This window comes from Brevundimonas alba (assembly GCF_011927945.1).
Lineage (GTDB): Bacteria > Pseudomonadota > Alphaproteobacteria > Caulobacterales > Caulobacteraceae > Brevundimonas > Brevundimonas alba.
In genome coordinates, this window is sequence record NZ_JAATJM010000002.1 from 220,089 (window position 1) to 246,268 (window position 26,180).

A 26,180-nucleotide genomic window follows, 5' to 3' on the forward strand; every position below is an offset into this window, starting at 1 on the left:
TTCCCCTTCAGGAGGCGATCATGTCCGACCCCATCAAACTGATGCGCATCTACACCGACGAGGCCGCCTATTTCGGCGACCGAAAGGTCTTCGAAATCGTGGCCGAGCGAGCCCGGTCCGCCGGTCTGGCGGGCGCGACCGTGCTGCAGGCCCTCGTCGGCTTCGGCCACACCCCGCACCTGCATCGCCGTCACGTCCTCGACGACGACCAATCGCTCATCGTGGAGCTGCTCGATCATGAGTCCAAGCTGAGGGGTTTCCTTGAAACCCTCGCCGACCTCGAACACCTCGGTCCGGTCACGCTCGAGGCGGTCGAGGTTCTGCGTTGGCCCAACCCCGCTCCGGCGGACGCCGGCTAGGAGAGCGCCTTTGACGGCTCGCGATCAGACCGACCGTCAGCAGCGTCGCACGCTGTTGACGGTCCTCGCGCTCAACGCCGGACTGGCGGGTGTGCTGGGCGTCGGCGGCGTCACCGCCGATTCCAGCGCCTTGCTCGCCAACGCCGTCGACAATGCGTCGGACGCCGCCGTCTATCTGATCAGCTTCCTGGCGATCGGTCGGGCCGGGTCGTGGAAACGGGGCGCGGCCCGTCTCTCCGGGATCATGCTGCTGATCTTCGCCGCCGGCGTCCTGCTCGACGCCGGGCGCCGGTTCCTCGTCGGAACCGAGCCGATCGGCCCGACCATGATGGGGCTGGCCGTGGTCGCCGCCGTCGTCAACCTCATCTGCCTGCACCTGATCCGTCGCCAGAAGAGCGGCGACGTCAACATGAAGGCGGCCGAAACCTTCAGCTTCAACGACTTCGCCTCGAACGGCGGTATTCTCGTCGCGGGAGGACTGGTGATGTGGCTGGACCAGGCCTGGCCCGACCTCGTCGTCGGGGTGCTGGTCGCCGCCATCGCCGCCAAGGGCGGCGTCGAAATCCTGCGCGACGCTGCTCGCGCCAAATCCGACAAGGAGAGCGGCGCATGACGTCGACACATTCGTCCGAAGAGCAGCCCAAGACGGCGGACCACGGTCCCGGTGATGGCCACGATCACGGCCATGGCGGCATCCTCGGTCCCAACACCGAGGTGATCTTCGCGCTCTCGTCGGGCGTTGCCTTGGGTGTGGGGTTCGCGCTGGAGAAGCTCGCGCCGGGCGTCCCGACCTGGATCCCGCTCGCGCTCTACCTTGTCGCCTACGCGTTCGGCGGCTTCTTCACCGTCCGCGAAGCCGTCCAGAACCTCCTGCAGAAGCGGTTCGAAATCGACACCCTGATGCTCGTCGCCGCCGCAGGCGCGGCGGCGCTCGGCGCCTGGGCCGAGGGCGCGCTCTTGCTGTTTCTGTTCAGCATCGGCCATGCCCTTGAGCACTACGCCATGGGGCGGGCCAAACGGGCGATCGAGGCCTTGGCGGATCTGGCGCCCCGGACCGCCCATGTGCGGCGTGACGGGCAGGTCGTCGAACTGCCGGTCGAGGATTTGCTGGTCGGCGACACCGTTGTGGTGCGTCCGAACGAGCGCCTCCCGGCCGACGGCTTCGTCGTGGTGGGAACGACAAGCATCAATCAGGCGCCGGTGACCGGCGAGAGCATGCCGGTGGACAAGCAGCCGGTCCCGGACGCCGCCGCGGCGCGCGAGCGGCCGGCCCAGGTCGGATCGGCGTCCCTCGTCTTCGCGGGCACCATCAACGGCGCCGGTGCGATCGAGATCGAGACCACCCGCAAATCGAGCGACACCACCCTGGCCAAGGTGGTCCGTATGGTGAGCGAGGCCGAGACCCAGAAATCCCCGACCCAGCGCTTCACGGACAGGTTCGAGCGCATCTTCGTGCCTGTCGTCCTGGGCTTGGCCTTCGTGTTGTTGTTCGCCTGGGTCGTGGTCGATGAGCCGTTCCGCGACAGCTTCTATAGGGCCATGGCCGTCCTGGTCGCCGCGAGCCCTTGCGCGCTCGCCATCGCCACCCCGAGCGCGGTCCTATCGGGCGTCGCCCGTGCGGCGCGCGCGGGCGTTCTGATCAAGGGCGGCGCGCCGTTGGAGAATCTCGGCTCGCTCAACGCCATCGCCTTCGACAAGACCGGCACCCTGACCGAGGGTCGGCCCCGGATCACCGACGTCATGCCGGTGCGCGGGACGACGGAAGCCGACCTCCTCGCAATCGCGGTCGCAGTCGAGCGGCTCAGCGACCACCCGCTCGCGGACGCGATCGCCCGGGACGGCGCCGAACGGCTGGGGGATACCGAGCTCGTGGCCGCGACCGACCTCAAGAGCCTGACCGGCAAGGGGGTGACGGCCCAACTCGGCGGCGAGACGATCTGGATCGGCAAGCCCGAGATGTTCGGGGCCGACGGCGTTGCGGGCCTCGACGACGAGACGACGGCCGTCGTCGCGCAACTGCGCGAGCAGGGGCGGACCCTGATGGTGGTGCGGTGCGGGGCGCGAGACCTCGGCGTCATCGGCCTGCTCGACACGCCCCGGGCTGCGGCCGGGGCCGCGCTCACGGCGCTCCGGGCCTTGGGCGTCCAGCGCATGATCATGATCTCGGGCGACCACCAGAAGGCCGCCCAGGCCGTCGCGGAGCAGGTCGGGCTGACCGAAGCGTGGGGTGATCTCATGCCGGAGGACAAGGTCGACGCCATCAAGAAACTCCGCGCGGACGGCAAGATCGCCATGGTGGGCGACGGCGTGAACGACGCCCCCGCCATGGCCACGGCCACGGTCGGCATCGCCATGGGCGCGGCCGGATCCGATGTCGCGCTCGAGACCGCGGATGTCGCCCTGATGTCCGACGATCTCGCGCAACTGCCGTTCACGGTCGGCCTTAGCCGGCAGACCCGCCGGATCATCCTCCAGAACCTGTACGTCAGCCTCGGCGTCGTCGCCTTCCTGGTGCCGGCGACCATCCTCGGCCTTGGCATCGGCCCCGCCGTCGCGCTCCACGAAGGCTCGACCCTGCTGGTGGTGTTCAACGCCCTTCGGCTGCTCGCCTACCGCGATCCGGCGCGGACGGCCGTCTCAACCGCAAGCCCGGCGGGCCCTGCGGCCTCTCCGGCGCTCTCGAGGACATCGACATGAAACGGATCGGATGGGTCTCCGTCATCGCCGTCTTTCTCGCCCTGTCGGCCTTCGCCTTCGGCATGATCTCGCGGCAGGCCCGCGACGTTCCCGATCGGGGCCCGGCCGTGGACGCCCGTCCGATCGACACCGGGGCGAGCCACGCCGGAGGACCGAGTGACAGCCCCTCGACGGCGGCCTATCGTGAGGCGAGCGCCCAGATGCACGCGGCCATGAGCATCGACTACACGGGTGACCCCGACATCGACTTCCTGCGCGGCATGATCGCTCACCATGAAGGCGCCCTCGCCATGGCGAAGATCGCCGTCGAGCACGGGGAGGCCCGGGACGTCCGCAATCTCGCCGAGGAGATCATTGCCGCGCAGGACGCCGAAATCATCCGGATGAAGGTGATGCTCGCCCGCCACGAGGACGCCCCGGTCCCCGCCGGAAGGCCCTGAGTCAGTGGCGGGCAAGCGCTTCACCGTCCGGAGTCGCGACATTCGCTGGCGCGAAGGCCGCTACGGCAAGCGACGGCGATCGCAGTTGTTGAGCCGCCCGCCGAGACCGCGGCCCGTCCTTGATCTGGTGATCGCGCTCGTCGCCGGTCTGATCGCAGGGGGACTCGTGCTCTGCATGGCCTTCCTGCTGTTTGGCTCCTACGGCTTCCCCCTTCATCTGGGATATGGCGTCATCCTCGCCGGCGTGACCCTCTGCAGCCTGCTGATGGGCCCGCGCGACCGGGGAGGGGTGATGATCACGGCCGGTCTAGCGCTCGTCTGGATCCTGGGAACGGCCAGCCTCTACGTCGTTCGGGACGATATTCATCTCCGCCCCCACGAACACCGCAAGCCGGCGGCGGTGGTCTTCGGTCGGGAGCCGTCCTGAATGCGGGAGCCTGCCGCGGTTGCGCCGTCGCCTCGTCCCGCCAGGATCGCGCGGGGCGGATGGCTGGACGCGCTGCGCTTCATCGTCGGGGCGCTGATCATCCTCTACCATTTCCGCGAGGCCTCGCCGGTCCCGCTGCCGCAGCTGCATCCGGTGTTCGAGCGCGGCTATCTGCTCACCGACTTCTTCATCATCGACTCCGGCTATGTGCTGGCCCGCATCTACGGCGACCGGTTCGCCGCCGGCCAGGCCTCGCTGCGCGCCTATTCGCGCCAGCGGTTGCTGCGGGTCGTCCCGGCCCACCTGGTCGTTAGCCTCATCCTCATCGCGCTCGTCGGCGGCGCCGCCCTGGCGGGGATCGCGCCCAGCAATCCGCGCTGGTTCGACTGGTCGCAGTTGCCTGCGCAGGTGCTGCTGGTCCAGGCCTATGGCGTGCCGGGCGGGCAGGGGTGGAACGCCCCGACCTGGACCCTCTCGGCCCTGATCGGCTGCTATCTCCTGTTGCCCTGGATCTGCCGCGCCCTGTGGCGCTGGCCGCCGGTCGTCGTCGTGATCGGTGCGACGGTCCTGGTCCTCGCCGCCGACGTCGCCGCCTCGCTCTGGCTCGGCGATCCGATCTACCGTCTGCCGATGCGCTACGGCATCCTGCGCGCCCTGCCGCTGTTCCTGCTCGGGGTCGCGGCGGCCTTCTACGGCGCGCGAGTCTACGTCGCGCCCCGCCTGGCCGGAGCGATCGGCGTCGCCGCCGCCGTCACGCTCGTCCTGTTCCAGGCCTTCGGCGCCTTCAGCCTGCTGTCGCTGGGCCTGATGACCGTAATTATCTGGGCCGCCGGCGCCGTGCCGGTGCGCAATCCTTCACGGCTGATCGAGCATCTGGCCCTGATGTCGTTCTCGATGTTCCTCACCAATGAGGTGAGCCGCATCGTCTGGTTCGGCCTGCTCGACGCCCTGGGCCAGGAGGCCTGGTCGTCCGGCGTTCGCTGGGTCCTGTGGACCGTCGGCTTCGTCGGGGCCTTCGTGGCGGCGGCGGTCTTCCGGTATTGCTTCGACCGCCCGGTGCAGGTCTGGCTCAATCCGTCCACCGCCGCGTCGAGTCGCGAGCGGGTCGGCATCGAGGCTGGCCCGGTCACGCCTGCGGCCCGGCCGAAGCTTCATATGACGGGCAGGGGTCTCAGCCCGGCCGAGTACCGCGCGCAGCATGGCGGTCACCCGCATCAGGCTGACTTTTCGCGCGGCGCCGATGGCGGCGACGGCAGGACGGCGGAAGGGAACGAGACGGACTGACCCGACTGGCCGTGAACCGGTCGCCTGACGACCACCGGCGGCCTGTCGGGCGTCAGGCGCCGTTGTGACGGCCGAACACGCGGGTTGAGCCGTCGTTGAGGATCAGGACGGTCGTATAGGGCTCGCGCCCGGCGGCCTCCATGCCGGGCGAGCCCGCCGGCATGCCGGGCGCGCTCAAGGCCCGGGCGGCGGGGCGTTCGCTGAGCAGCCGATCGACGTCGCCGGCCGGCACATGGCCCTCGATGGCGTAGGCGCCGACGACCGCCGTATGGCAGGAGGCCAGCCGGTCCGGAATGCCGTGCTGCGCCCGGATCGGGGCCAGGTCCTCGCGCTCGACGACCTCGACGGTCCAGCCGGCCTGGCGCATGTGCGCGATCCAGCCGCCGCAGCAGCCGCACCAGGGCGTCTTGTAGGCGGTCATGCGCTTGGGCGGCGCGGCGAGGGCCGGGCCGGCCAGCGCGGCCAGTGGCAGGCCGAGCATGAGGCGGCGGCGAGAAGGGCGGATCATCGGCGGCGGCCCCGGATGGCGGCGAGGCGGCCACCCTAGACCGACGACCGGCGCGTCGCGAAACGACCTGGTGTCACAGGGGGCTCGGCTCGAGCGGCGGCTGAAGACCGGCCTCGCCCGACGTGTCGCCCGCGTCTGTCTGTTCCCTTTCTGTTCCGATCTTGCTATGCCGAGGCATGAGCGACGGGCCGGTTCGCAAGATCATCCATGTGGACATGGACGCCTTCTTCGCCTCGGTGGAGCAGCGCGACGACCCGGCCTTGCGTGGGCGCCCGGTGGCGGTGGGGTACGCCGCCCAGCGTGGCGTCGTGGCGGCGGCCAGCTATGAGGCGCGGGTCTTCGGCGTGCGCTCGGCCATGCCCTCGACCACGGCCTTGCGCCAGTGCCCGGACCTCGTCTTCGTCCCGCCCCGGTTCGAGGTCTATCGAGCCGTCTCGAAGCAGATCCAGGCGATCTTCGCCGACTACACCCCTCTGGTGGAGCCATTGTCTCTGGACGAGGCCTATCTCGACGTCACCGACAACCTGCGCGGCCTGCCGACGGCGTCGGAGACCGCCGTCGAGATCCGGGCCCGCATCCTGGAGGAGACCGGGCTGACGGCGTCGGCGGGGATTTCCTACAACAAGTTCCTGGCCAAGCTGGCCTCCGACCAGCGCAAGCCCAACGGCCAGTTCGCGGTGCCGCCCGGGCGGGGCGAGGCCTTCGTCGAGTCCCTGCCGGTGAAACGCTTCCACGGGGTCGGGCCGGTGACGGCCGCCAAGATGAGCCGGCTGGGCATCGAGACCGGCGAGGACCTGCGGCGCCAGTCGCTGGCCTTCCTGCAGCAGCATTTCGGCAAGTCCGGTCCCTGGTACTACGCCATCTCGCGCGGCGAGGATCATCGCGCGGTCAACCCGAACCGCGAGCGCAAGTCGTCCGGATCGGAGACGACCTTCGGCAGCGACCTGACCGATCCCTTGGCGATCGAGGCCGGCGTCATCGCCATGGCGTGCGATGTCTGGGGCTGGTGCGAGACATCAGACGCCTATGGGCGCACGGTGACAGTGAAGGTCAAATGGGCCGACTTCCAGCAGTCCACCCGCAGCCGGTCCTTCCCCGAGCCGGTGACGTCCAGGGCGCGGCTCGAAGAGATCAGCCTCCTGCTGGTTCGTTCCCTCTATCCGCCCGCCAAGGGCATCCGCCTGGTCGGCGTCAGCCTGTCCAACTTCAAGGCACCGGCGCCCTCGGCGTCGGACCAGCTCGCCCTCGCCTGATGCGCGTGCAGGCCGACCTCTTCGGCGAGCCGGTCGCCACCGAATTCGCCGCCCCGGACGGGTTCCGCTACTGGCCTGATCTCCTTTCAGAGGACGAGCAGGCAAGGGTGGTGCGCGCGCTTCAGGCCTTGTCCTTCAAGCCCTACGAGCACCTCGGCTATCTCGGGAACCGTCGCATCGCCGCCTTCGGGCGGCGCTATGATCTGGCGCGCCAGGCGCTGGAGGCGGCCGAGCCCTGGCCGGCGTTTCTGCGGGACCTGCTGGGCCGGTTGACCGACCGGGCCGGTCTGCCGGCGGAGGAGTTCGTCCAGGCGCTCGTCAACGAGTACCAACCCGGCGCGGGGATCGGATGGCACAGGGACCGGCCCGTATATGGCCAGATCCTCGGGGTCTCGCTGCTGTCGCCCTGCACCATGCGCCTCAGACAGAAGCGCGGCGCCGGATGGGCGCGGGCCGGCGCGGCGTTGGCGCCGGGCTCCGCCTATCTGCTGTCGGGCGAGGTGCGGCGGGACTGGGAGCATTCGATCACGCCGATGACCGCGCTGCGCTATTCGATCACGTTTAGGACGCTGGCGTGACGGGGTGCATGCGGCTCTTTCGGCTCGCCCGTTTTACGCCGACAAGCATCAACGGGATGGTGGGATCCGTCCCCAGTGTCCCAGTCCTCCGTGGCGGCTGAAGTGGAGAAGGCATGTTCACCGGAACGCTCACGGGTCGGGATCTGATCGACGCGCTCGACGTCGAGATCGCCAGAACCAATCAGGGTCTGGCAGATGGATTGGCGCCGTTCGATTCCGTCCAGACGCCGGTCGCCTGGCATCGCTTGCTCCAAGGCGCCGAAGAACTGTTCAACCTAGCGACCGAGCCCTTCGACGACGAAACCCTTCATGACCGGCTGGTCGGCATGCCGCTCGGGCTCGCCGTCACCGGCGGACGGGACTGGGTACGCCGCGAAATCAGCGCCCTCTACGATGGCGGCGTCGAGAATCGCGTCCTCGAGGTCTTGGACTTGGCTGCGTCCTTGTCCTCGGCCTGTGTCGCGCACGGCTATCCGCTGGCCCTTGGCACGGTCGCCGAGGCGGCCGGCTACTTCCAGACCCGACGACGGCGCATGGTCGCTTTCCTCTACATCATGCCGAAAGCCTGTCGGGGCGAGACCGTGGCCCGCACCCTTCACGACCTCTATCCGCTGGTGACCCTGATGGAGTTCGCCGGCGGACCGATGACCAACCTCGCCCAGATGGCGATGATGAGCCGTGTGTTTGACGACTATTCGGTCACCAGCGACGGCGTCGGCGTTCTCGCCAATCGCGAGGTTGATCTGCTCGACCAGGGTGGATTCGATTCCGAGCGGGTCTCTCTGCTCGACATGATCGAATTCGGCGCGAAGACCGTCGTGTCGAGCGCAAACGTTCCCGCGCCGCGCCGCCTCCTGTCCAAGGCGGAAGTGCGGATGCAGATCGAATATCTGGAGTCGGCCTTCGCGGAGTTCGATCTGGCCGACACAAGCTTCGGGGAGATTCAGCGCCTCATAGCGCCCCTACTGACCGGCCAGGAGACCTACTTGGTCTCTGTACCCGCTGAAGCCTTTCTACGCGCGCTAGAAGCCCCGGGCGAACTGTCCCCGGAGCGGCGGCGCGCACTCCTGATCTTCGAAGGCGAGACTTATTCCGAGGCGATCAACAGCTACCAGCCATTCGTGCAGATTGATGATCAGTTGGTCTCCAACGTTAATCTGCTCACCCGCTTCCTCAATGACTACAAAACCGTCGCGCTGAGCCCGCAGAAGCGTTTTCAGATACGCTCGGGTTTCATCTTCGAAAAGAAGGTCTGCGAGGTCCTGAAAGCGGCCGGGTTCACGGTCACCGGCATCACCCGCATCGATCGAAGTGAGTTCGACGTAGTGACGACCAAGGCCGGGGTGATCCACAATTTCCAGTGCAAGAACACCTTCATCGACACCCGGCTCGTCGAGAGCGATCCCGCTCGTTACGCCCGGATCAACAGGACCATGACCCGCAGCTACCGTCGGGCGATCCGCAAGGAGATCGGCCGGGAGCAGCTTCTCAAGACCCGCCTCGGCCTCAAGGACATCCGGCACTACGTCGTCAGTCGTTTCCCGGTGCTGGACGACGCACCGGACATCATCCCGTTCTCGAAGCTGGCGGAGACGGTGCAGGCACTCTGACCGCCTTCGCTGGCAAGGCGGTCAGGTCCGGCCCGCGACCGCGTCAAGCGGCGCGAGTCTCGTCCTCCTCCAGTGCGGCCGCGGTCGCGGATACGAAGCCTTCGAAGCGTCTGGGGTCGCCGAGGGCGTCACGCATCTGGACGGTCCAGTCCGGGTTGCGTTTCAGCCACCGGGTCCAGGTTCGATCTGAAATACCGTGATGATCGGCCATGTATCGGCTGATCATCGCCGGCGTCTGGGCAGCCACGAAGGTCGCGTTAAGGCGATGGATTGCACTGAAGAGCTGGTAGCCGTGGGCCAAGGCCCGGACCTGGCCGTTTCGAGCGAAATCGCCGAGCAGCGCGAGCATCGCGCCCGATGGGGTGACGTACTCGGGAGCGTGTTGGTCCCGGATGGCCTCGGCTACCCTGACCGTGTCGTCGACACCCAGTGCGATCAGCGCCTCGTGGATGGCGCGCGTCAGGCGCCGATCCGTGTAGTCGTCGGACTCGGAAGCGTTCACCTGGGCGGCGTATTCCACGTCCAGAACCGCCCGACGGGCGATCTCGTCTGGCAGTCCCGCCGGCGCAAGGATCCGGACGAGCGGACCCCGGTTCCGATCATCCACGACGGCGATCACGCCGGCCTCGGTGAGGACGGCCAGCTCCAGAGCAAAGCGAGGGTGTTCCGCCTCGTCCCTGAACACCGACACTAAGTCGCCAGGGTAGTCGAGCGCCAGGGTCTCGGGGTCGAGTGTGGGAATGGACTGCAGCCCGCCGTGGATGTTCAGGAGCACACCGGAGACCATGGCCTGACGCAGTTTCTGACCTGTTCCGGAACCCGGGCGGATCAAGTCCGTGCGGGTCCGGTGCAATACCTCTGCGGCCATGACGTAGGGCCAGGCATCGCGGAAGAAGTTCGGCGGTATGCCTTCGCCTGGCGGCTCCTCAGCGTCCGGGTCAGGATTCCAGGCCTCCACGAGCGGGCCGTGGCAGGCTGGCGGCAGTGCCGCTTTCAGACGCCGGCGGTAGGCGTCTGGGTCTACGGAGCGGTTACCCGCGAGAAGATTGATCTGGAGGTCATGCCAGTCTTGAAACCCGCCGGCGATCGCGACGGCGGCTTGGCATTTGTTCAACGGGACATGGAAGCTGCTGTCGTCAAACAGCCGCTTCAGATCTTTGGCACGAGCCTTCGCGCCTTCAAGGGTGGAGTACACGCAATCCTTCTCTCTCGGCCAAATCGAAACTGCTGCTCGTCTCTCGCGGCCGGCAAAAGGATGCGGTCGTGAAAGGGGTGGGGTCTGTCTCGTTGAACCAAGGGTCCTTCGCCATGGCAGCGGCCACGCCGACGTTGACGGCGTTGATCAGAGGCTACGCCGACGCCGGAGAAAATCAAGCACGGGCGTTCGGCTCGACGCCGCCTTGGTCGTCAGGGCTAAGGGCTCCGCCCTCGCGCAGGCCAGGGTGAAGCGGCTCCGCCGCCGGATCGGCCGGTCTCCCCGACCTTCCGCGCCAGCGAAGGGCGTCATGATTCTCATCAGAGGCAGGCTTGTGCAGGTCGGGCGATCCCCCTCCGGCCGGTCCGCCCTGGCCCTTGCTACCCCGGTCTCGCCGACGGGCAGGGTTTCAGGCGCGCAGTTCGCGTGCCTGCAACCCATGCCCAAAGGAGGCAGACATGACTGCTCAACCTATCGAAACCGCCGCGACCGAGGCGGTCACCCCCGCGCATGGCGCGGAGCTCATCGTGCCGCTCAACCGGCTCAAGGCCTCGCCGAAGAATGCGAGGAAGACCCCGCACAGCCCGGCGACCATCGAGGCCTTCGCGGCCTCCATCAAGGCCAAGGGGGTGTTGCAGCCGCCCGTGGTCGAGATCGAGAGGGACGGGGAGGGCCTTCCGACCGGGAACTACCTCGTCACCATCGGCGAGGGGCGCCGTCAGGGCCTTCGGCTTCTGGCCAAGCGCAAGACGATCAAGCGGACCCATCCGGTGCGGGTCATCGTGGACGCCGAGAATGACGCCCACGAGATCAGCCTCGATGAGAACATGACCCGCGAGGCCATGCATCCCGCCGATCAGTTCGAGGCCTTCCAGCGGCTGGCCGTTGAGAGGGGCTACGGCGCCGAGGAGATCGGCGCCCGGTTCGGGGTCTCGGCCCATGTCGTGCGCCAGCGGTTGCGGCTCGGGTCGGCGGCGCCGGAGCTGATGGCGGCCTATCGGGAGGGGACGCTGGCGCTGGACCAGTTGATGGCCTTCTGCGTCAGCGCGGATCAGGACCGCCAGCGGCAGGTGTTCGAGCAGATCGGACCCCACACCCCGGCCTACGCCATCCGTCGCGCGATGACCGAGGCCAAGGTGCGGGTCGATGACCGACGCGTCCGCTTCGTCGGCGTCGAGGCCTACGCCGAGGCGGGCGGCGGGGTGCTTCGGGATTTGTTCACCGAGGACGGCGGCGGCTGGCTGGAGGACGTGGTCCTGCTGGACCGGCTGGTCGGCGAGAAGCTGGCCGGGCTGGCCGACGAAGCGCGCGAGCGCGAGGGCTGGAAGTGGGCCGAGGCCAGCCTCGACCATCCCGACGTGTCCGCGTTCGGGCGGGTCTATCCGGTGGCGGTCGAACGGTCGGAGACGGACGCCGCCGAGATCGTGGTCCTGTCCGAGGAGTACGACGGCATCGTCTCCGAGGCGGGCGTGGACGGCCTGTCGCCGGAGGCGGATGCGCGGCTGGAGGAGATCGACAAGGCCTTGCAGGCCTTCGGTCCGGACTTCGCCTACGCCGACGATGCCAGGGCGCGGGCCGGGGTGGTGGTGACGCTGGGTCACGACGGCCTCGCCCGGTTCGAGCGCGGACTGGTCCGTGTCGAGGACGTGCCCGCCGATCCGCCGTCGCCGTGGCAAGCGGACGAGGCGGCGGCGGATGAGGGCGCGGACAACCGGCCGCGCTCAGAGGCGGAGGCCTCCGAGGACGAGGCGCCGTCGGCCTTGTCGGATCGTCTGCTGATCGACCTGACGGCTCACAAGACCATGGGGCTGCGCGACGCGGTGCAGGCTGACGTGAATACGGCGCTGGCGACGGTGGTCCACGCGCTCGCCTTGCAGGTCTTCTATCCGGGTTACGGCGTCTGGACGCCGTTGCAGCTTCGGCTGACGACGACCGGACTGGAGCGGCTGGCGCCGGGGGTGGACGACGGCCCCGCCGGGCGCCGGGTCAGCGACCGGTGCGAGGCGTGGGGCGCGCGCCTGCCCGAGCGCCCGGAAGACCTCTGGGGCGTGGTGGCCGCGCTGCCGCCTTCGGAGCAGTTGGACCTGATGGCCTGCTGCGCCGGGGTCGGCCTCTACGCCGTGCGCGATCCGCACGACCGGCGGCCCGGCGCCTTGACGCAGGCCGAGACACTGGCGACGGCGGTCGGGCTCGACATGGCCGGGACGTGGGTTGCGACGGCGGCCAGCTACTTCACTCGCGTGTCCAAGGCGCGGGTGCTGGAGGCGGTGACAGAGGCCGTGAATCCGGAGGAATCGGGCCGGATCGCCGGGTTCAAGAAGGCGGACATGGCCGAGGCAGCCGAGCGGCTGGTGGAAGGGAAGGGGTGGCTGCCCGTTCCGCTGCGAACGGTGTCGGATGCAGCGGAGCCGGAGGATCAGGGCGCGGACGAACCCCGTGACGACGACGCCTATTCGTTCGCCGCAGAATAGCATCCCCGATACGAAAACTCGCCGCGCGCCCTTTGGGGGCGCGCGGCTTTTTTTGAGCGGTCAGCTCACCTCGTCAGCGACGTTGAGCAGCTCGCGCGCGAATTCGAACTCGCTGACGAGATCGCTGGCCTTTTCCTTCGGCCATTCCTGTTCTCGCAATGTCGCATAGAGCAGGTCGGTATCGAGCCGTTTGCCGCTCCGATGCACGGCGACGAGGAAGGCCGCCCAACGCTTGAAATCCGCGGGGTGCGATGACCCTGAAGACTGGTTGGCCGCACCCGAAAACTGCACGAGAAGCCGCGCGATCTCGGGTCCGACTTCCGCCGCGAGCGAGGTGCGGGGCAGGGACGTGACCACCGACAACGAGAGCGCCGCCGCCGCCGGCTGAACAAGCTGTTCGAGGAACTCCTGAAGGGCCGCGTTGTAGACGCCCGTGCTGAGGTTGCCGACATCACGGGGAACGATGTTCACGATCTGGATGCCCTCCGGCTCCAGATGCAGCGCCGCCCCCAGCGCCGGAAGCGAGCCGTCCGCCTCTCTCGAGAAGACGCGGTAGCTGTCGTCGCCGATGTTCGCCTCGCCTTCCGCCGAGCGCGCCCACGGCGCTTTGGCCGCCTGCGTCATGTGATCGACGAGCGCATCGACCTGCGCGCGCGTCCCGCGAACCTCGAGGTCGCGCATAACTTCCATCATCGTCTTCTCTGCCAAGTGTTCGCATATTGTTCTTAGCGCGAAGCAGGCTAGGGTAAAAGCTGTCGCCACGCCGGAACGAGAGATGCCCACAGGTTCGCTGTACGCACGGATGCAGGCCCACGGCACCTTGTCGGAGTCGCCGCGCGACATCGCCAACGCCGTCTATGCGCTGCCGTCGACCCTGCACTGGATGCGCGGACTGGCGATCCTGTGCGAGGCGCAAACCGTCTCGTTCCGAACGGCGCGACCCTTCTACCAAAGGGTCCAGCGCAAGCCGCTTCCTGATCGGCAGCTCAACTCGATCTATGAGCAGCTTCTGCTGTCACTGCATCACATCGCGGCGCTCGACGCCCTCGCGCTCGCACCGAACAAGGCCGACGTGAGCCGCGTCGGCATCGTGGCCTGGTACTACGGCGTCTATGGCGCGGCCTCGGCGATGATCGCTGCGGCCGACGGCTCGTTTCCCGAAACCCACGCCAGCACCGCCAGGCAATGGGACCGACAGTTCGCCGTTTCGGGCCTGGTGATGCCGCCGTTCGCTGACCGCGTCGGGCGCCTGTGCGCGGCAGATGTGGAGGAAGCGCTTCGCGTGCCGCGCAGTCGCGGCAAACACTCGCTGACGTTGCCGCCGGGCTCGGCCGACGAGGCGTGGGGGTGCATCGCCGAATACCTGTCGGGCACGGCGTCGTGGGAACAGTGGAACGTCGAACAGGCGGTCCGGGGATCGTCTGGTTTTCGCGATCTCGGCGTGGAGAATTTTCGCACCAAGGCGGCCCGAGAGCTCCGCGACGAGGCGCTCGGAAAACGCAGCGTCTGCTTCCTTCATCAGGCGTCACGGTATCGCGGCAAGGCCAACTACCGCGACGCGATCTTCCTCGCCTACGGCAAGTCGGTGCCGAAGTCCGTCGACGGGTTCATCGACGACCTGCGCACCGTCCTCAGAGCATTCAGCGGCATGGCGGCGGCCTATTGCGCCACGCGCGTCGGGAAAGACGAATGGGACTGGTTCGTCGCGGACATAACCAGTCGCCGCGCGATTTCGCTGTCGCCCGAGGAGGTGTGGACATGAGCGTCGTCTCGGTCGCCTTTTCGATACGACCGAAAATGACGCAAGCGCACGCGACTGTGCCATCGCGATTCCGACCGGAGATAAGCTGATGCCAGTTGCCCGTCTGTTTGCCCGCGGCGCCGGAGGGCGTCTGGAAGACCTTCAGCATGACATCGATCTGAGCGAATGCGCGGGCGTATGTCCCATGACGGGGGACCACATCGTCGCCTCCAGGGTCGGAGGGTCCGGCACGCTCTGGGAAGTGACGGGGCGCTACTTCAAGGTTCGGGGGCACGACGAGTACGTGGTTCTGATCGTTCAGGAACGCGACGCCCGCCCGGATGAAATCGACCTGTTCTGAGGCAAGGGATGCAGCCTCTCGAACTGCCCGACTTCGACTTCGCCGACGATCCGACGCTCGAGCGTTTCCTGCCCTCCTTCGACGGTCGGTGGAGTCGACAGACGAAGGCGATTTTGAAGGCTCTGGGCGCAAAGCCGCTCGACCTAAACGGAAACTGGGCCGGCACGCCGACCGATTGGTGTTGTCCGGTCTGTCGACGCTACAAGCCCGAGATCGCCCGGCTGACGCCGGCGGGCGTCGTGCTTTGCCAGCTCGACCGACACCACGACCATCTCGGCGACGAGGGCGCGCGCATCCTGTGGCGCGGTCAGCAAAAGCAGCCCGACCGGGCACGCCAGGACGCGCTTCATAGCGCCATCCAAGCCTGTCTGGCGCTGGGCGAGCGGTTCCATCCGACGCTGGTGTGCAGCGACTGCAACGCCGCCGACGGAGCGGCCAAATCGGCCCTGGCGGGGGTGGTGCACCCGGAGTTCAGCTTCGCCCCCTCCGAGATCGCCCGATTCATCCGGATCGCCTCCAACCGGCCCCATGAGGTCGATTCCGACATCGCGCGGGCCGTCTGGCTTGAGGTCGCTGACGACGTACGGGACCGGCTATCCTTTATGGAAATCATGGCCCGACGTGTCGCCGAGGGCCGGCACAGCCGCGAGGGATCTGGTTATACGCCCCACTACAAGGGCACGCTCCTGACCGATGTTCTCAGCGCGGCCGGGCATCCCAGAATGCAGGTCGAGTGGCTCGCCGGCGCGGTCGAGAAACGCTCGATCCAGCGCGATGGCTTTGCGTCGTCGGTGAAAAAGCCGTCGAGGAAAGCCATTACGGTTCCGACGCTGGAGGATCTGGCGCGGTTCACCGCCGGCCAGCATGAACGGGATTTCTGGCATGCGCCGGCCGAGGACTGGCGATGCGCGGCCTGTGACCGATTCCGCTTCGAGATGCTTCGCAAGTCGCCGAAAAGCGGCCTCTGGACTGCCGGCGCCCACCGGCGGCGCGTCTTCCTGGCCGAGGCCGATCCGGACGCCCTTTGGCGCCGGAACGGCTGGTACGAGCACGGCCTGACCTTCGGCGATCATGAGACGGTCTGGATCTGTAAGGACTGCCGTCTGATCATCACGGACGCCAAACAGACCGGCCAGAACCTGACGGACGACTGCCTCAGCGTCGCCGACGTCCGGGACCTGCTGATATCGGTCACGCCGCACGAGCGACCGCAGTACGATCGCCAGGCCGCCGCGCGCCGCGCGAGGGACAATTTCGAAGTCATGGCGGCGATCGAGGACTACGATCATCACCGTCGGCGATGCCTGGACCTGTTCTACGACCGCCGTCGGCTGCTGCGCTCGAACAGCGCGGCGGACATCGATGTCTGGCAGCTGGAGGCCGTGTGGGAAGACCATATTGAGGAAGGCCAGCGCCCTGGTCATCTCGCTTGGCTGATCTCCGAAGGAGGCCGTTTCGCTGAGGCCAACGCGCGGGATCGATGGCCCCGAGACGGCGCGGACGAAGGCTAGGCCAGTTCGTCTGGATTGCTTGGCGCTCGAGCCGTCGTGCCTGCGATCGATCCAGTCCCACCTCGAACGCCGACGCGTGTATTCATGATCGCCCTCGCTGGCAGCAAGTGGTTGCCTAACTTCTGGAGGAGTCGTCATGGCCAAGATTAATTACCGTGACAGGGCGCGAAAGCACGTCGCCGAGGCTCGCGCACGGCTCGCGGAAACCGGGGAGGCCGCCGCCCGTCAGGCCTGTTTGGCGCTGCGCATGGCGATTGAGGCCCTGACCTACCAAAACCTCCAAGCGTACTTGGCGGAAACCCCCAACAGCGTCATGGCGCAGTGGACGCCTAAAAAGGTGATGGACGAGCTCTTGGCCGCAGATCCTCACGCCGATCAGACGGCGACTGTGTTCATTGGGATCGAAACGACGCCTGGCGTGCCGTCCGACGACATGCAGTTTCTGGGGGAGGACAGGCGGTTCACCCAGAAGTGGGGCAACAAGGCGCACAACGCGTTGGGCAGCTTCCTTCACGAACCGACTATCCGCCAAACCGAAACCGGAAAAGCCACCGAGGCAGACGCCCGTCTGAAAGCCGCAGAGATCGCGGACGAACTGGACCGAATTCTCGAGACTTCCCTGTTCGCCGTGAACATGGGCGAGTTCATCTCCTTCGAATGCGTCTGCGGCTTTCACGTCAAGCGCCGCAGCTCGGTGCTGTCACACGACGACCAGGTGATCTGCGGCGGCTGCGGTCGACACTGGATTTATAAGAAACTCGAAGGCGACCCGGCCTACGGATTTGTCCCGGACGGCTATTCCTTTCCTTGTTTGGAATGTGGAGAGACGTGCCAGTTTGAGGCTCACGAACTCGGCGAAGGCAAGGTTGTCACCTGTGCTGGCTGCGGCGCAAAAGCTGAGGTCTTTACTCAGTTCGCGGTTCGGCAAGTCCGGGCCGAGTTGGCTGGGGCGGACGATGCGGGCAAGATCCAGACGTAGTCACCGCTGATGCATTGGTGCTTCAACTAGTGCGTGCCTGACTTTCCTGCTTGATCCCGCCCAGCTTGTCTTTCAGGGAGGAAGCGGTCCGATGCGGTAATCGGGCGCCGGCGGATGGGCGACATGGCGGTTCACGAGATTGAGGAACGGCGGTTCGCCGCCTTGGCGGGCTATACTCGCGATCCCGGACTGGTCAGGGTTGTTCAGGAGTTCGCATGGTTTGAGACTAACGACGGTCGCGTTCTGGGCGTGCTGACCTGGGACCGGTTCGATCGCGATTTCGCCTGGATCGCCTTGGGGCGAGATGAGCGCGCCCAGTTTCGGATGGTAGACGTCGAATCCAGCCTCGCTTCCGCCGACGAGGCTAGGAGAGCTCTTCTTGCCGCCATGGACCGGTGGCAGGCCGGACCCGACGAGGACAAGCATCAGGGGTGGGACGGGGAGGGCGAGGAGCCTTCTGAACCGCCCGCGACAATAGACTTCTTCGCTCCGATCACGCCTGAACAGGATCAACATCCGACGTTCAAGGTACTCGTCAACGACCCCCGCTATTCGCCGGCTCGCGAGTTGATCGCCGCCATGATGCGTCACCACAAGGATGTGGACGGCAATTTCGTCCAGCAGTTCCAGACGGTCGCTTTCGACGCCCGTCTATGGGAGCTCTACCTGTTCGCCGTGTTCACCGAACTGGGCTTCGTCCAGACAGGCGATGGTGTCGCGCCGGATTTCGTCATGGCCAGTCTACGTGGAGCGCTCGGCGTGGAGGCGACAACGGCGAACCCGCCACAGGGCGCGGCCGTCCCGCCCGCTCCCACGGCGGAGACGCTCCAAGACTACCTCGAAAACTATGTGCCGATTAAGCTTGCCCGTACGCTGAAGAAGAAGCTGCGCAAGGCCGAGCCCTACTGGCAGGCGGCCGGGATGGAAGGCGTGCCGTTCGCGATCGCGGTCCAGGATTTCCACGCGCCGGGTGCCATGACGATGATCGTCCCGGCCATGACGGAGTACGCGTTCGGCGTCCGCCACTCGATACGGGACGGCGCCCGGCAGATCGAATGGATCGCCGAGCATCGGCGCGGCGAGATGGTGGAGCAGAGCGGCTTCTTCCGGCTGCCCGAGGGCGAGAACGTTAGCGCCGTAATCGTCAATCCGCAGGGCACTTTGGTGAAGTTCAACAGACTCGGCTTCATCGCCGGCTTCGGGGACCGTCGCGTCAGGATGGTTCGCCAAGGCGTCCGGCGCCATGACGGCGACGCCGACCCTCGGCCGCGTCCGTTCGTCGATCAGGTCCACGCGCCCGGCTACGCCGAAACCTGGGTCGAGGGCATGGTCGTTCTGCATAATCCGCAGGCCAGAATTCCTCTCGATCCCGACCTGCTTCCCGGCGCCACGCACGAGTTTCTTGAGCCGAACGGCCGGATCATGTCTGGCCTGCCCAACGACCCGCCGCCTTACTATTCCCGCACTGCCGTTTTCATCGAAGGCGATGCCGAGGCTGACGCAGATGTGCAGGAAGACTAATCGAGCCTTGCCGGTGCGCTCCTCATCGGGGAGACTCGCTGCGTGAAGAAGAACCTCGATCATCTGCCGCTGCGCAAGCAGTCGGAACTGCGCCACGTCGTCGACGTCATCACGACCGCGTTCGACGAGGCGATCTCGATGCGCCGCGCCGCGCGCCTGAAGAACGGCAAGATCCTCAAGATCGTCCTGTACGGATCGTACGCGCGCGGCGACTGGGTCCACGACCCGGTCGGCCGCTATTTCTCGGACTTCGACCTGCTGGTCGTCGTCGATCATGAAGACCTGACGGACGGCGAGTTCTGGCACGACGCCGAGAACCGGCTGATGCCGCTAGGGCCGGACATCCGCACCCCCGTCAGTCTGATCGTGCACAGCCTTGATGACGTGAACGAGCAGCTGGACCGGGGTCGCTACTTCTTCGCCGACATCGTGCGCGAGGGAATCGTCCTCCACGACACGCCCGGCGCCAAGCTGCACAAGCCCGCAGATTTGAAGGCTGCCGCGGCCTTGGAAGAAGCGGAGCAGCACTTCGAGAAGTGGATGACCAGCGCCACTGGGGCTCAGGCGGGGGCCCGGTTCTACATCGAGAACAATCAGCCCAACTGGGCAGCTTTTCTGCTCCATCAAGCTGCTGAGCACCTCTACCACTGCGTCCTGCTGGTGGTGACGCTGTACAGTGGCAAGGCCCACAACCTCGCCTTCCTCCGCAAGAAGACCGAGGCCATCGATGACCGCCTGGCCGAAGCTTGGCCGCGCGAGACCAAGTTCGAGCGCCGCTGTTTCGAACTGCTACGCGAGGCCTACGTGAAAGCGCGCTATTCGAAGCACTACAAGATCAGCGCCGAGGAATTGGCTTGGCTGACGGAGCGGGTCGAGGTCCTGCGTACTCTGACCACGGCAGTATGCGAGGAGCGGATCGTCCAACTTCGCATTGAGGCCGGGGACGATACGAATGGTTTGACCAATGCCGACGCCTAGCACGGAACAGCGCTTGGCTAAGCTGGAGGAGCGCCAGGACGCGATGGATATGGCGTTCATGGCCATCATGACCAACGACCAAACCGCAGCGGAACAGGAGGGGCGTGATTGCATCGGCTCACTCGCCGAAGCAGCGGTCGGTCCCTTGGACTACGATCTCCGCCAGTCAGAGCGCCAAGGCGACATCAATCCTCGGCTCAGGCGGGTGATTGAACGCGCGAAGTGGCTCTTGGCTGGTAATCCATACGACCCACTCGATTAGCCACGCAATGCGTGGATTTACGCTTTACGACCACGCATTGCGTGGTATCGTCGTGCATGTCTGAACTTCTCGATATGCAGCCGGATGAGCTCCGGACGTTTCGCCAGAACCTGGATCTCACCCAGGCAGAGCTGGCTGAAAAACTAGGCGGGTCGCGCCGGTCCATTGAGGACTGGGAAGCGGGCCGACGCCAGCCTCCCGCCATGCTGCGGCTGGCGCTGGCCGCACTCCGGTTTGACGTGCGGCCCTGGTCGCCGATCACGATTGACCCGCGCTATCCTGATCGGGACAGCGTCGAGAACGCAGTCCGTGACCGCTTGCATGAAGTTGCATCGGATCGAGCGCAGACCAAGTTCGAGAACTGGCTTGGCGACACAGCATCTCTTCCGCTCGCCGAAGCGATCCTGCTGGGTTTCCTCGAGACAGCGACCGATGGTTACAACGACGTCGAATTGAGAGACGGTTGGGATCGATTGCCGAAGTCAGGGTGGCGGACGACGATGGTCGTCAAACCGGCGCTCGGCAACGGTCTGCATCCGAATGTCGCGTTCGAAACCCGACATGACGAGCACGCGCGGCGACTAGCCGTGTTCGTTGACAGCAAAAGGCCGAATGAGAGACTGCCTGGTCGTCTTCGGGTCGAGCAGGCGCTCGTCGATCAGGGCTTCCGCGTCATGACCTTCAGCGGCGAGGAAATCCTCGCCGATCCGGAAGGCTGCATCGATCGGATCACCAGCGTCCTCTACGATCTCGTGGACGAAAACCTGATCGCCGCCGGGATCATCTCGCCGCCACCGCGTAAGCGAGATGAGATCGGATGATGCAGCACGACGTCTTCATCTGCCACGCCAGCGAGGATAAGGACGCGGTCGCGCGACCGCTGGCGGAAGCGCTTCGCGAGTGGCACCTCGACGTCTGGTACGACGAGTTCTCAATGAAGGTCGGCGACAGCCTTCGGGAGACGATCGACCGGGGTTTGGCGAGCTGTCGGTATGGCGTGGTGATCGTCAGTCCCGCCTTCTTCCAGAAGCGATGGACCCAGCGCGAGATGAACGGGCTGGTGGCGAGGGAGATGAGCGAAGGCCGCAAACTCGTCCTGCCGATCTGGCATGATGTCGAGCTGTCGGATGTCGTCGCCTATTCGCCGCCCTTGGCGGACGTCGTCGCCACCCGGTCGTCGGTCGGGATGGACCGCATGTGCGCGGACCTTCTGCGGACGATCCGTCCTGAGGAAAGCCCGCTGATGGTAGCCCGCGACGAACTGATCCGCCTTGGCTGGTCGCCGCCGCCGATTTCGGACGAGTGGTGGCTGGACATGGTCGAGGCCCAGGAACACGCCGTCTCGTCGATGTGGTCTGTGCCATGGCGATTTCCGCTGCCGGAGCGCCTCGGCAGCCAAGGGCGCCGGCGGGGGCTGAACATCGCCTGGACCGCGCTTCAGCTCGACTGGCAGCACCAGGCGGAGCATCGGAAGATTTGCCAGATCACCCATCCCGACGACGTGCTGGCCTACGTTCGCGGCGATCCGGCTTTGACCGAAGCGGCGCACGACTATCCCCAGCACCTAGCAAACTACGCGCCGCAGCTTCTCATCCCTCAGTTCTCGGCCGAGTTCGCCGATGATTTCGACGACCTGCTCCGCGAGTCCCAGGAGCGCTGGTGCACCCAACCGGACCGTCGGTTTCCCGAGGCGATGTGCGATCGGCAACTAGCCCTTCGGCACCCCGAGTTCGGTCGACACTCGGCTGTCGAGGTCGCCGAGAAATGGATGGTGGGCTTGGGCGGCGACCACTCGGCGAGCGCCTACGAAGAGCTGGAGTACATCTTCTGGCTCCTCGCGTCCGACAGTGACTGGCTGCCCGCCGACATCCGGGCGTTCCTCATAAACGGCCTGAAGGACCGTGCGACGTGGGATCGCGATAGGATCATCACGACGAGGGGAGCATTCAGTTCGGCGCTGATGACGGCGCGGCGGACACCGTTGCGCTGGACACGCGCCATCAAGGCGGACCTGGAGGAGATCGTCTCCGGCTCGATCAGGAAGATGGGTCTGACCGCGGCGGCGAGCTCGATCGTCGATCGCTTCATCGAGGAGGACTTCATCGGGGTCTGCGATAGGGTCGAACGAGAGCGCGCTGCGGCGCGCAGGCGTTGAATGGCGGTTGATGAAAAAGATCGACGCCGGTTCTGGAGCCGACCGACGCCCCTGCGTTCGGTCGACGAAGGAGAGCGGGACGCCACGATGCGGCATCTCCGGGATCGAGCTGAGGGGCAATTGGTCGCTCATCAGCTTGCCCTTCAGATGCAGGGGAAGGACCGGTCTCACTACGGCGACGCTGAGGCGGCGCGTCGTTACCTCGATCTGGTCAGGGCGCTTCGCCAGGCCGGGCAGATCACCTTCGCCGAGTATGTGCTGCATGTCGGCAGCCGCATGGAGATGGTCTCCGATCATCGGTGGACCGAGGGCGCTTACAGCGGAGACCTCGGTCCGATCGACGACCTGATGCAGCGGGTCACCCAGGCTCACGGCCTCTCCGATGACCAGTACTGGGCTCGGGAGGACGAGCCCCCGGAGTACCGCGAGCTCTCGGAGGCCTATTCCGCCTGCTTGGATCTCAAGTTGATCGAAGTCATGCGGGAGTTCGGCGAGACTGAACTCGCCGATCTTCGAGAGCAGCACCCGGATCGATACGATGCGTTGCGGGAAGAGGGGCGCCGGTCGGTCTTCGAGAAGGACAATTGCCACACTGCGCTGGCGACTCTCATTGCCCACTACGAGAGCGAGGCCGAAACGGCGGGCGCAGCAGGAGCCTATCTGTCCGGGTGTCTGATGTGGGGCGCGGCGGTGGAAGGGCGCCTGCTCCTCTGGTGTCTCAGGGCGCCGGTTGTCGCCGAAGAGGCGCGACAGTCTCTGCCGGCGAAGGCGCGTCCCCGGAAACCTGACCCCGTCGAGTGGACGCTCGACAATCTTGTCCAGGTCGCTAGAGCGGCCGCATGGATCGGCGTGCTGGAAGACGATGATTTCGTATTCTCCGTCGAGGCCCTGCTTCGAAGCCTCCGCCAGACCCGAAACTTCATCCATCCCGGACGATCCCTTCGGGAGGAGCCGCATCTGCGGCGCGACAAGGCCGCCTTCGACGACGCGCGCGCAGCCTATGCCGCGCTTCTGATGAACGAGGTCGCCCACGCGCCGGCAGCGCCCGATGACCTAACGCGCTGAAGCGCGTCTAGCTTCCACAGCAATTCGAACAAAAGGGGAACAAAAGTCTTGCGACTATGCTGGCATCCCGCGTAACCCAGCGCCGGGTCGGTTGGCTGGATCGGAGCGGACCGTGAGAGAGCAGGGCGCGCGGCGGTTGCCGCGAGAAGACATAGTTTCAGAGGTTGGGCGACGTTTGGTCGTGCGGTGCGATAGTCCGCTCTGTGATCATGCCGTCTTGATGGATCCGCGGCCGGTCTTCGGCGCGCCGCGATACTGGCCGGCCAGCGGGCCATCCTACCGGTTCCGATGCCAGTGCGGGCATCGGATGGCATGCGTGTCCTACACCGACAATGGAGATCAGGCCGAGGAGCCGATTTCGCCGGCCGCGCTCAAGCTCTGGTTTTAGATGCACAGGCCGTTTGGGCCGCCGGCTCCGCCGCGCCTCATTACGATGCAGTCTGCACGCCGGCATGGGCTGCTGTTGCGCATCGCCTGCGAGCCTTGCGGCAGGACCGAGTCGATAGAGGGGACTGCCTTGCCCGTGATCCTGCGGGCTGTCGCCGTGGGCGAGTTGTGGTTCGCTGGGCGCTTCCGGTGTGCGGCGTGCCGGCGGCCGGCGTCCAGGCTTGAACTGATCGAACGGGGGCAGTTGCAGAAGACGTTGGAGCGGTGGGGCCTTGGCGAACCCTTCGTGGCCGAAAAGCTGCGTCGACATTGGCGGCATGATCCCTACGACCGGCGTGACTGGCCCGCGTGGTTCAGGCGTGGGTGACCACCTGTCTCCTGTGCAGCAGGCCAGCCTTGCGCGGCCTCTCAATGGCCTGATCTGACCGAAGTCCGTCCGGCTTCCGCAACCGCTCGCTCGACTTTCTTCCCCGGCCTGACGGCCTTCCTCGCGAGACAAGAAAGTCGCTCTTACGGTCCTTCGCTGTGCTGCGGGGTCTCGCTGCGCTCGCCCTGCGGGCCGCCCGGTCTCCGGTCCACCGATCGCCATCGAGGCCGCGGCAGGCGTGGCCCGAAATCAGCAAGGAGAGACTTCCATGGCCACCATCGGCACCTTCACCCAGCAAGCGGACGGCAGCTACAGCGGTTCGATCAAGACCCTGACCCTCAACGTCAAGACGGCCCAACTGCGGGCCAACGAGAAGACGGACGACAAGGCCCCGGACTTCCGCATCTTCTCCGGCCAGACCGAGTTCGGCGCCGCCTGGAAGAAGACGAGCCAGCAGAACCGCGACTACCTGTCGGTCAAGCTCGACGATCCCAGCTTCCCCGCGCCGATCTACGCCTCGCTGGTCGAGATGGAGGGCGGACACAGTTTGATCTGGTCCCGCTAGGCAGTCGTGGCGGCGCCCCCGGCGCCGCCACACCCGGCTGGTCGTTCAAACGGAGACATCGTTCAAGCTTCCCCCTTGTCGGGGCGGGCCAGGATCAGTCGTTCCGGCGGATGCACCGCGGCGAACCGGTCGAGACCTGAGCGCCAGTCGTCCATCGCTGGTGAGAGCCATAGCGTCATGTCTCGAATGGCCTGGTGATGTTCGGGCAGGTTCCAGTAGAGGATCGGCTCATGGTGAGCGATCCGGTTCCTTAGAAGCCGCACCTTCGTCAGGCGGGTCGTGAAATCCTTGCGAGCCAGAAACCGTCCGTCGCGGGTTCCAATGCGGTGCAAGGTCCGCTTCCAGAGATCATCGTGTTCGCGGCCGAACATCGACGTCCAGAAGCTGAACGTCAGGGCGGCGACGATCCGCCCGTCCTCGATAGGCTTTCGTTCCGCGATGAGCTCGGCGACGGCCGCAGCCACCTGCTGGTTCTGCCGATCGGTAAGCAGACCAGCCTCCGGATGGAACCAGCCAGGCCCATGGGCGTCGGACAGGACGGTGTGAATGCGGTTGCGCAGGGCGACTTCCAACGCCTGTAGCGAGACATAGAGAGCCTCGGAGACCTGGGTGTTCAGGGTATAGAGGTCGACCGCTTTCTGGCGATCGCCGTCGGCCCAGGCGACATAGCGTGCGAAGCGTTCGAGTGAGAGCGCCGCCTCCACCGCGTCGGCGTCGGCGAGCGCTCTTGCAACAGGGTGGGTCATGGATTATCTCTACCGGCGTACACCCCGGGATCGCCTCTGCTGAAAAGCATGCCCCCGGGGTAAATCAATTTCAGCCCCTAATTCTACGACCGTCGCCGACCCACAGGGGTCGAGATGCGACGCTTGGCGGCTTCCCGTTCCTTCCGGGCTTCCGTGAACTCCGGCTCCAGCTTGCGCACCCGTTCGATCAGCCCGTCCAGGTGATAGACGTTGGAGTTCCAGTCGCCGGACGCGGTCTTACGCAATTCACGCCGCACGAGGCCAGCGATCTCGAGTTGACGCATGTTCGTTTGAATCGTCTTGGGCTTGACGCCGATGCGGGTCGCCAGATCGACCTTCGACGGAAACGGCGCACGGCCCGGATCGCGATAGTAGTCCAGCAACTGAACGAGGATGTTGAACTGCATAGCGGTGACCCCCAGCCGACTCTGCGCCTGGATGAGGATGGAGGGGATGCCGGCATACCCGTGGGCAAGCACGGGCTTGCCCCAGATCCGCTCGTGCGACGAGGCGGTCTTGGTCGGCGTCTTGGTCGCAGGAAAGGCGACCACCTTTGGATCAGCGGTTTCGGTCATAGGGAAACTCCTTCGACCTGAAAGCTAGGGCTCGGAACTGCGTGGAACAAGGCGTCCAGCCTGCGGGGGTGGGTCATGGAAACGACCGACCTGACTATACGTGATTACGCTCGTTCGCCTTTGCGCTGATTCCCGTTACGCTGCT

Annotated in this window: 26 protein-coding genes; 21 read left to right on the plus strand and 5 right to left on the minus strand. The window is 66.2% G+C overall.

Annotated features, from left to right (window positions below):
• The first annotated feature begins 20 nt into the window (after positions 1-20).
• The 6 genes from GGQ87_RS11495 to GGQ87_RS11520 are packed head-to-tail and all read left to right on the plus strand — an operon-like array spanning position 21 to position 5,207.
• Positions 21-359 (plus strand): DUF190 domain-containing protein, encoded by a 339-nt coding sequence (locus tag GGQ87_RS11495; protein WP_168047940.1) that lies wholly within the window; start codon positions 21-23, stop codon positions 357-359.
• 10 nt (positions 360-369) lie between these two features.
• On the plus strand, positions 370-972 hold the full coding sequence (locus GGQ87_RS11500; protein WP_168047942.1) for a cation efflux transmembrane domain-containing protein: 603 nt from the start codon (positions 370-372) through the stop codon (positions 970-972).
• Entirely contained in the window at positions 969-3,056 is a 2,088-nt protein-coding gene (locus GGQ87_RS11505) for a heavy metal translocating P-type ATPase (protein WP_209282547.1), read from the plus strand. The genes GGQ87_RS11500 and GGQ87_RS11505 overlap by 4 nt, the downstream gene beginning before the upstream one ends.
• Positions 3,053-3,496: a CopM family metallochaperone gene (copM, locus tag GGQ87_RS11510; protein ID WP_168047944.1), complete on the plus strand. Its 444-nt coding sequence runs from the start codon at positions 3,053-3,055 to the stop codon at positions 3,494-3,496. The genes GGQ87_RS11505 and copM overlap by 4 nt, the downstream gene beginning before the upstream one ends.
• Positions 3,497-3,500: 4 nt before the next feature.
• Positions 3,501-3,923 (plus strand): hypothetical protein, encoded by a 423-nt coding sequence (locus tag GGQ87_RS11515; protein WP_168047946.1) that lies wholly within the window; start codon positions 3,501-3,503, stop codon positions 3,921-3,923.
• Positions 3,924-5,207 carry an acyltransferase family protein gene (locus tag GGQ87_RS11520; RefSeq protein WP_245161581.1) on the plus strand — a complete coding sequence of 428 codons (1,284 nt, stop codon included), beginning with the start codon at positions 3,924-3,926 and terminating at the stop codon, positions 5,205-5,207.
• A 52-nt stretch (positions 5,208-5,259) separates the two neighbouring features.
• Here GGQ87_RS11520 and GGQ87_RS11525 read toward each other — a convergent pair whose 3' ends face one another.
• The gene (locus GGQ87_RS11525) at positions 5,260-5,715 is read right to left on the minus strand and encodes a DUF411 domain-containing protein (RefSeq protein WP_168047948.1); all 456 of its coding nucleotides are present in this window, start codon (positions 5,713-5,715) and stop codon (positions 5,260-5,262) included.
• Between the two features lie 176 nt (positions 5,716-5,891).
• Between GGQ87_RS11525 and dinB the strand changes: the two genes are divergently transcribed.
• The 3 genes from dinB to GGQ87_RS11540 all read left to right on the plus strand — a co-directional run bounded on the left by dinB (position 5,892) and on the right by GGQ87_RS11540 (position 9,156).
• On the plus strand, positions 5,892-6,968 hold the full coding sequence (dinB, locus tag GGQ87_RS11530; protein ID WP_168047950.1) for a DNA polymerase IV: 1,077 nt from the start codon (positions 5,892-5,894) through the stop codon (positions 6,966-6,968).
• Complete coding sequence (locus GGQ87_RS11535; protein WP_168047952.1) at positions 6,968-7,546, plus strand: alpha-ketoglutarate-dependent dioxygenase AlkB; 579 nt, start codon at positions 6,968-6,970, stop codon at positions 7,544-7,546. Before dinB ends, GGQ87_RS11535 begins: the two co-directional genes overlap by 1 nt.
• Before the next feature lie 113 nt (positions 7,547-7,659).
• Positions 7,660-9,156: a hypothetical protein gene (locus tag GGQ87_RS11540; RefSeq protein WP_168047954.1), complete on the plus strand. Its 1,497-nt coding sequence runs from the start codon at positions 7,660-7,662 to the stop codon at positions 9,154-9,156.
• Positions 9,157-9,199: 43 nt separating this feature from the next.
• Here GGQ87_RS11540 and GGQ87_RS11545 read toward each other — a convergent pair whose 3' ends face one another.
• On the minus strand, positions 9,200-10,351 hold the full coding sequence (locus GGQ87_RS11545; protein WP_168047955.1) for a hypothetical protein: 1,152 nt from the start codon (positions 10,349-10,351) through the stop codon (positions 9,200-9,202).
• A gap of 458 nt (positions 10,352-10,809) precedes the next feature.
• Between GGQ87_RS11545 and GGQ87_RS11550 the strand changes: the two genes are divergently transcribed.
• A complete protein-coding gene (locus GGQ87_RS11550) occupies positions 10,810-12,822 on the plus strand; it encodes a ParB/RepB/Spo0J family partition protein (protein WP_168047956.1) in 2,013 nt (670 codons plus the stop codon).
• 60 nt (positions 12,823-12,882) lie between these two features.
• Here GGQ87_RS11550 and GGQ87_RS11555 read toward each other — a convergent pair whose 3' ends face one another.
• Positions 12,883-13,503 (minus strand): hypothetical protein, encoded by a 621-nt coding sequence (locus GGQ87_RS11555; protein WP_168047957.1) that lies wholly within the window; start codon positions 13,501-13,503, stop codon positions 12,883-12,885.
• 94 nt (positions 13,504-13,597) lie between these two features.
• Between GGQ87_RS11555 and GGQ87_RS11560 the strand changes: the two genes are divergently transcribed.
• The 11 genes from GGQ87_RS11560 (at position 13,598) to GGQ87_RS11610 (ending at position 24,714) form a co-directional block, all read left to right on the plus strand.
• Positions 13,598-14,584 (plus strand): hypothetical protein, encoded by a 987-nt coding sequence (locus GGQ87_RS11560; protein ID WP_168047958.1) that lies wholly within the window; start codon positions 13,598-13,600, stop codon positions 14,582-14,584.
• A gap of 88 nt (positions 14,585-14,672) precedes the next feature.
• Positions 14,673-14,924: a hypothetical protein gene (locus tag GGQ87_RS11565; RefSeq protein ID WP_168047959.1), complete on the plus strand. Its 252-nt coding sequence runs from the start codon at positions 14,673-14,675 to the stop codon at positions 14,922-14,924.
• 8 nt (positions 14,925-14,932) lie between these two features.
• On the plus strand, positions 14,933-16,435 hold the full coding sequence (locus tag GGQ87_RS11570) for a hypothetical protein (RefSeq protein ID WP_168047960.1): 1,503 nt from the start codon (positions 14,933-14,935) through the stop codon (positions 16,433-16,435).
• Positions 16,436-16,571: 136 nt separating this feature from the next.
• Positions 16,572-17,414: a hypothetical protein gene (locus tag GGQ87_RS11575; protein WP_168047961.1), complete on the plus strand. Its 843-nt coding sequence runs from the start codon at positions 16,572-16,574 to the stop codon at positions 17,412-17,414.
• A 123-nt stretch (positions 17,415-17,537) separates the two neighbouring features.
• Complete coding sequence (locus GGQ87_RS11580) at positions 17,538-18,935, plus strand: hypothetical protein (RefSeq protein ID WP_168047962.1); 1,398 nt, start codon at positions 17,538-17,540, stop codon at positions 18,933-18,935.
• Positions 18,936-18,977: 42 nt separating this feature from the next.
• Entirely contained in the window at positions 18,978-19,913 is a 936-nt protein-coding gene (locus GGQ87_RS11585) for a HEPN domain-containing protein (protein ID WP_168047963.1), read from the plus strand.
• Positions 19,914-19,926: 13 nt separating this feature from the next.
• Positions 19,927-20,175 carry a hypothetical protein gene (locus GGQ87_RS11590; protein WP_168047964.1) on the plus strand — a complete coding sequence of 83 codons (249 nt, stop codon included), beginning with the start codon at positions 19,927-19,929 and terminating at the stop codon, positions 20,173-20,175.
• A 56-nt stretch (positions 20,176-20,231) separates the two neighbouring features.
• Complete coding sequence (locus tag GGQ87_RS11595; RefSeq protein ID WP_168047965.1) at positions 20,232-20,996, plus strand: helix-turn-helix domain-containing protein; 765 nt, start codon at positions 20,232-20,234, stop codon at positions 20,994-20,996.
• Entirely contained in the window at positions 20,993-22,330 is a 1,338-nt protein-coding gene (locus GGQ87_RS11600) for a TIR domain-containing protein (protein ID WP_168047966.1), read from the plus strand. The genes GGQ87_RS11595 and GGQ87_RS11600 overlap by 4 nt, the downstream gene beginning before the upstream one ends.
• Positions 22,331-23,395 carry a hypothetical protein gene (locus GGQ87_RS11605; RefSeq protein WP_168047967.1) on the plus strand — a complete coding sequence of 355 codons (1,065 nt, stop codon included), beginning with the start codon at positions 22,331-22,333 and terminating at the stop codon, positions 23,393-23,395.
• 1,022 nt (positions 23,396-24,417) lie between these two features.
• Positions 24,418-24,714, plus strand: a complete 297-nt coding sequence (locus GGQ87_RS11610; protein ID WP_168047968.1) for a DUF736 domain-containing protein — start codon at positions 24,418-24,420, stop codon at positions 24,712-24,714.
• Between the two features lie 62 nt (positions 24,715-24,776).
• On the opposite strand, the gene GGQ87_RS11615 is transcribed toward GGQ87_RS11610, so the two are convergent.
• On the minus strand, positions 24,777-25,460 hold the full coding sequence (locus tag GGQ87_RS11615) for an Abi family protein (RefSeq protein WP_168047969.1): 684 nt from the start codon (positions 25,458-25,460) through the stop codon (positions 24,777-24,779).
• 83 nt (positions 25,461-25,543) lie between these two features.
• A complete protein-coding gene (locus GGQ87_RS11620) occupies positions 25,544-26,035 on the minus strand; it encodes a helix-turn-helix domain-containing protein (protein ID WP_168047970.1) in 492 nt (163 codons plus the stop codon).
• Positions 26,036-26,180: the final 145 nt, after the last annotated feature.

Bases quoted from the DNA above. Each gene is read 5' to 3' on its own strand.
- GGQ87_RS11535 (WP_168047952.1), top strand. From the start codon at position 6,968: ATGCGCGTGCAGGCCGACCTCTTCGGCGAGCCGGTCGCCACCGAATTC.
- GGQ87_RS11615 (WP_168047969.1), bottom strand. From the start codon at position 25,460: ATGACCCACCCTGTTGCAAGAGCGCTCGCCGACGCCGACGCGGTGGAG.
- dinB (WP_168047950.1), top strand. From the start codon at position 5,892: ATGAGCGACGGGCCGGTTCGCAAGATCATCCATGTGGACATGGACGCC.
- GGQ87_RS11575 (WP_168047961.1), top strand. From the start codon at position 16,572: ATGGCCAAGATTAATTACCGTGACAGGGCGCGAAAGCACGTCGCCGAG.
- GGQ87_RS11595 (WP_168047965.1), top strand. From the start codon at position 20,232: ATGTCTGAACTTCTCGATATGCAGCCGGATGAGCTCCGGACGTTTCGC.
- GGQ87_RS11495 (WP_168047940.1), top strand. From the start codon at position 21: ATGTCCGACCCCATCAAACTGATGCGCATCTACACCGACGAGGCCGCC.
- GGQ87_RS11600 (WP_168047966.1), top strand. From the start codon at position 20,993: ATGATGCAGCACGACGTCTTCATCTGCCACGCCAGCGAGGATAAGGAC.
- GGQ87_RS11570 (WP_168047960.1), top strand. From the start codon at position 14,933: ATGCAGCCTCTCGAACTGCCCGACTTCGACTTCGCCGACGATCCGACG.
- GGQ87_RS11620 (WP_168047970.1), bottom strand. From the start codon at position 26,035: ATGACCGAAACCGCTGATCCAAAGGTGGTCGCCTTTCCTGCGACCAAG.
- GGQ87_RS11540 (WP_168047954.1), top strand. From the start codon at position 7,660: ATGTTCACCGGAACGCTCACGGGTCGGGATCTGATCGACGCGCTCGAC.
- GGQ87_RS11605 (WP_168047967.1), top strand. From the start codon at position 22,331: ATGGCGGTTGATGAAAAAGATCGACGCCGGTTCTGGAGCCGACCGACG.
- GGQ87_RS11550 (WP_168047956.1), top strand. From the start codon at position 10,810: ATGACTGCTCAACCTATCGAAACCGCCGCGACCGAGGCGGTCACCCCC.
- GGQ87_RS11565 (WP_168047959.1), top strand. From the start codon at position 14,673: ATGCCAGTTGCCCGTCTGTTTGCCCGCGGCGCCGGAGGGCGTCTGGAA.
- GGQ87_RS11525 (WP_168047948.1), bottom strand. From the start codon at position 5,715: ATGATCCGCCCTTCTCGCCGCCGCCTCATGCTCGGCCTGCCACTGGCC.
- GGQ87_RS11555 (WP_168047957.1), bottom strand. From the start codon at position 13,503: ATGCGCGACCTCGAGGTTCGCGGGACGCGCGCGCAGGTCGATGCGCTC.
- GGQ87_RS11560 (WP_168047958.1), top strand. From the start codon at position 13,598: ATGCCCACAGGTTCGCTGTACGCACGGATGCAGGCCCACGGCACCTTG.
- GGQ87_RS11580 (WP_168047962.1), top strand. From the start codon at position 17,538: ATGGCGGTTCACGAGATTGAGGAACGGCGGTTCGCCGCCTTGGCGGGC.
- GGQ87_RS11610 (WP_168047968.1), top strand. From the start codon at position 24,418: ATGGCCACCATCGGCACCTTCACCCAGCAAGCGGACGGCAGCTACAGC.
- copM (WP_168047944.1), top strand. From the start codon at position 3,053: ATGAAACGGATCGGATGGGTCTCCGTCATCGCCGTCTTTCTCGCCCTG.
- GGQ87_RS11505 (WP_209282547.1), top strand. From the start codon at position 969: ATGACGTCGACACATTCGTCCGAAGAGCAGCCCAAGACGGCGGACCAC.
- GGQ87_RS11520 (WP_245161581.1), top strand. From the start codon at position 3,924: ATGCGGGAGCCTGCCGCGGTTGCGCCGTCGCCTCGTCCCGCCAGGATC.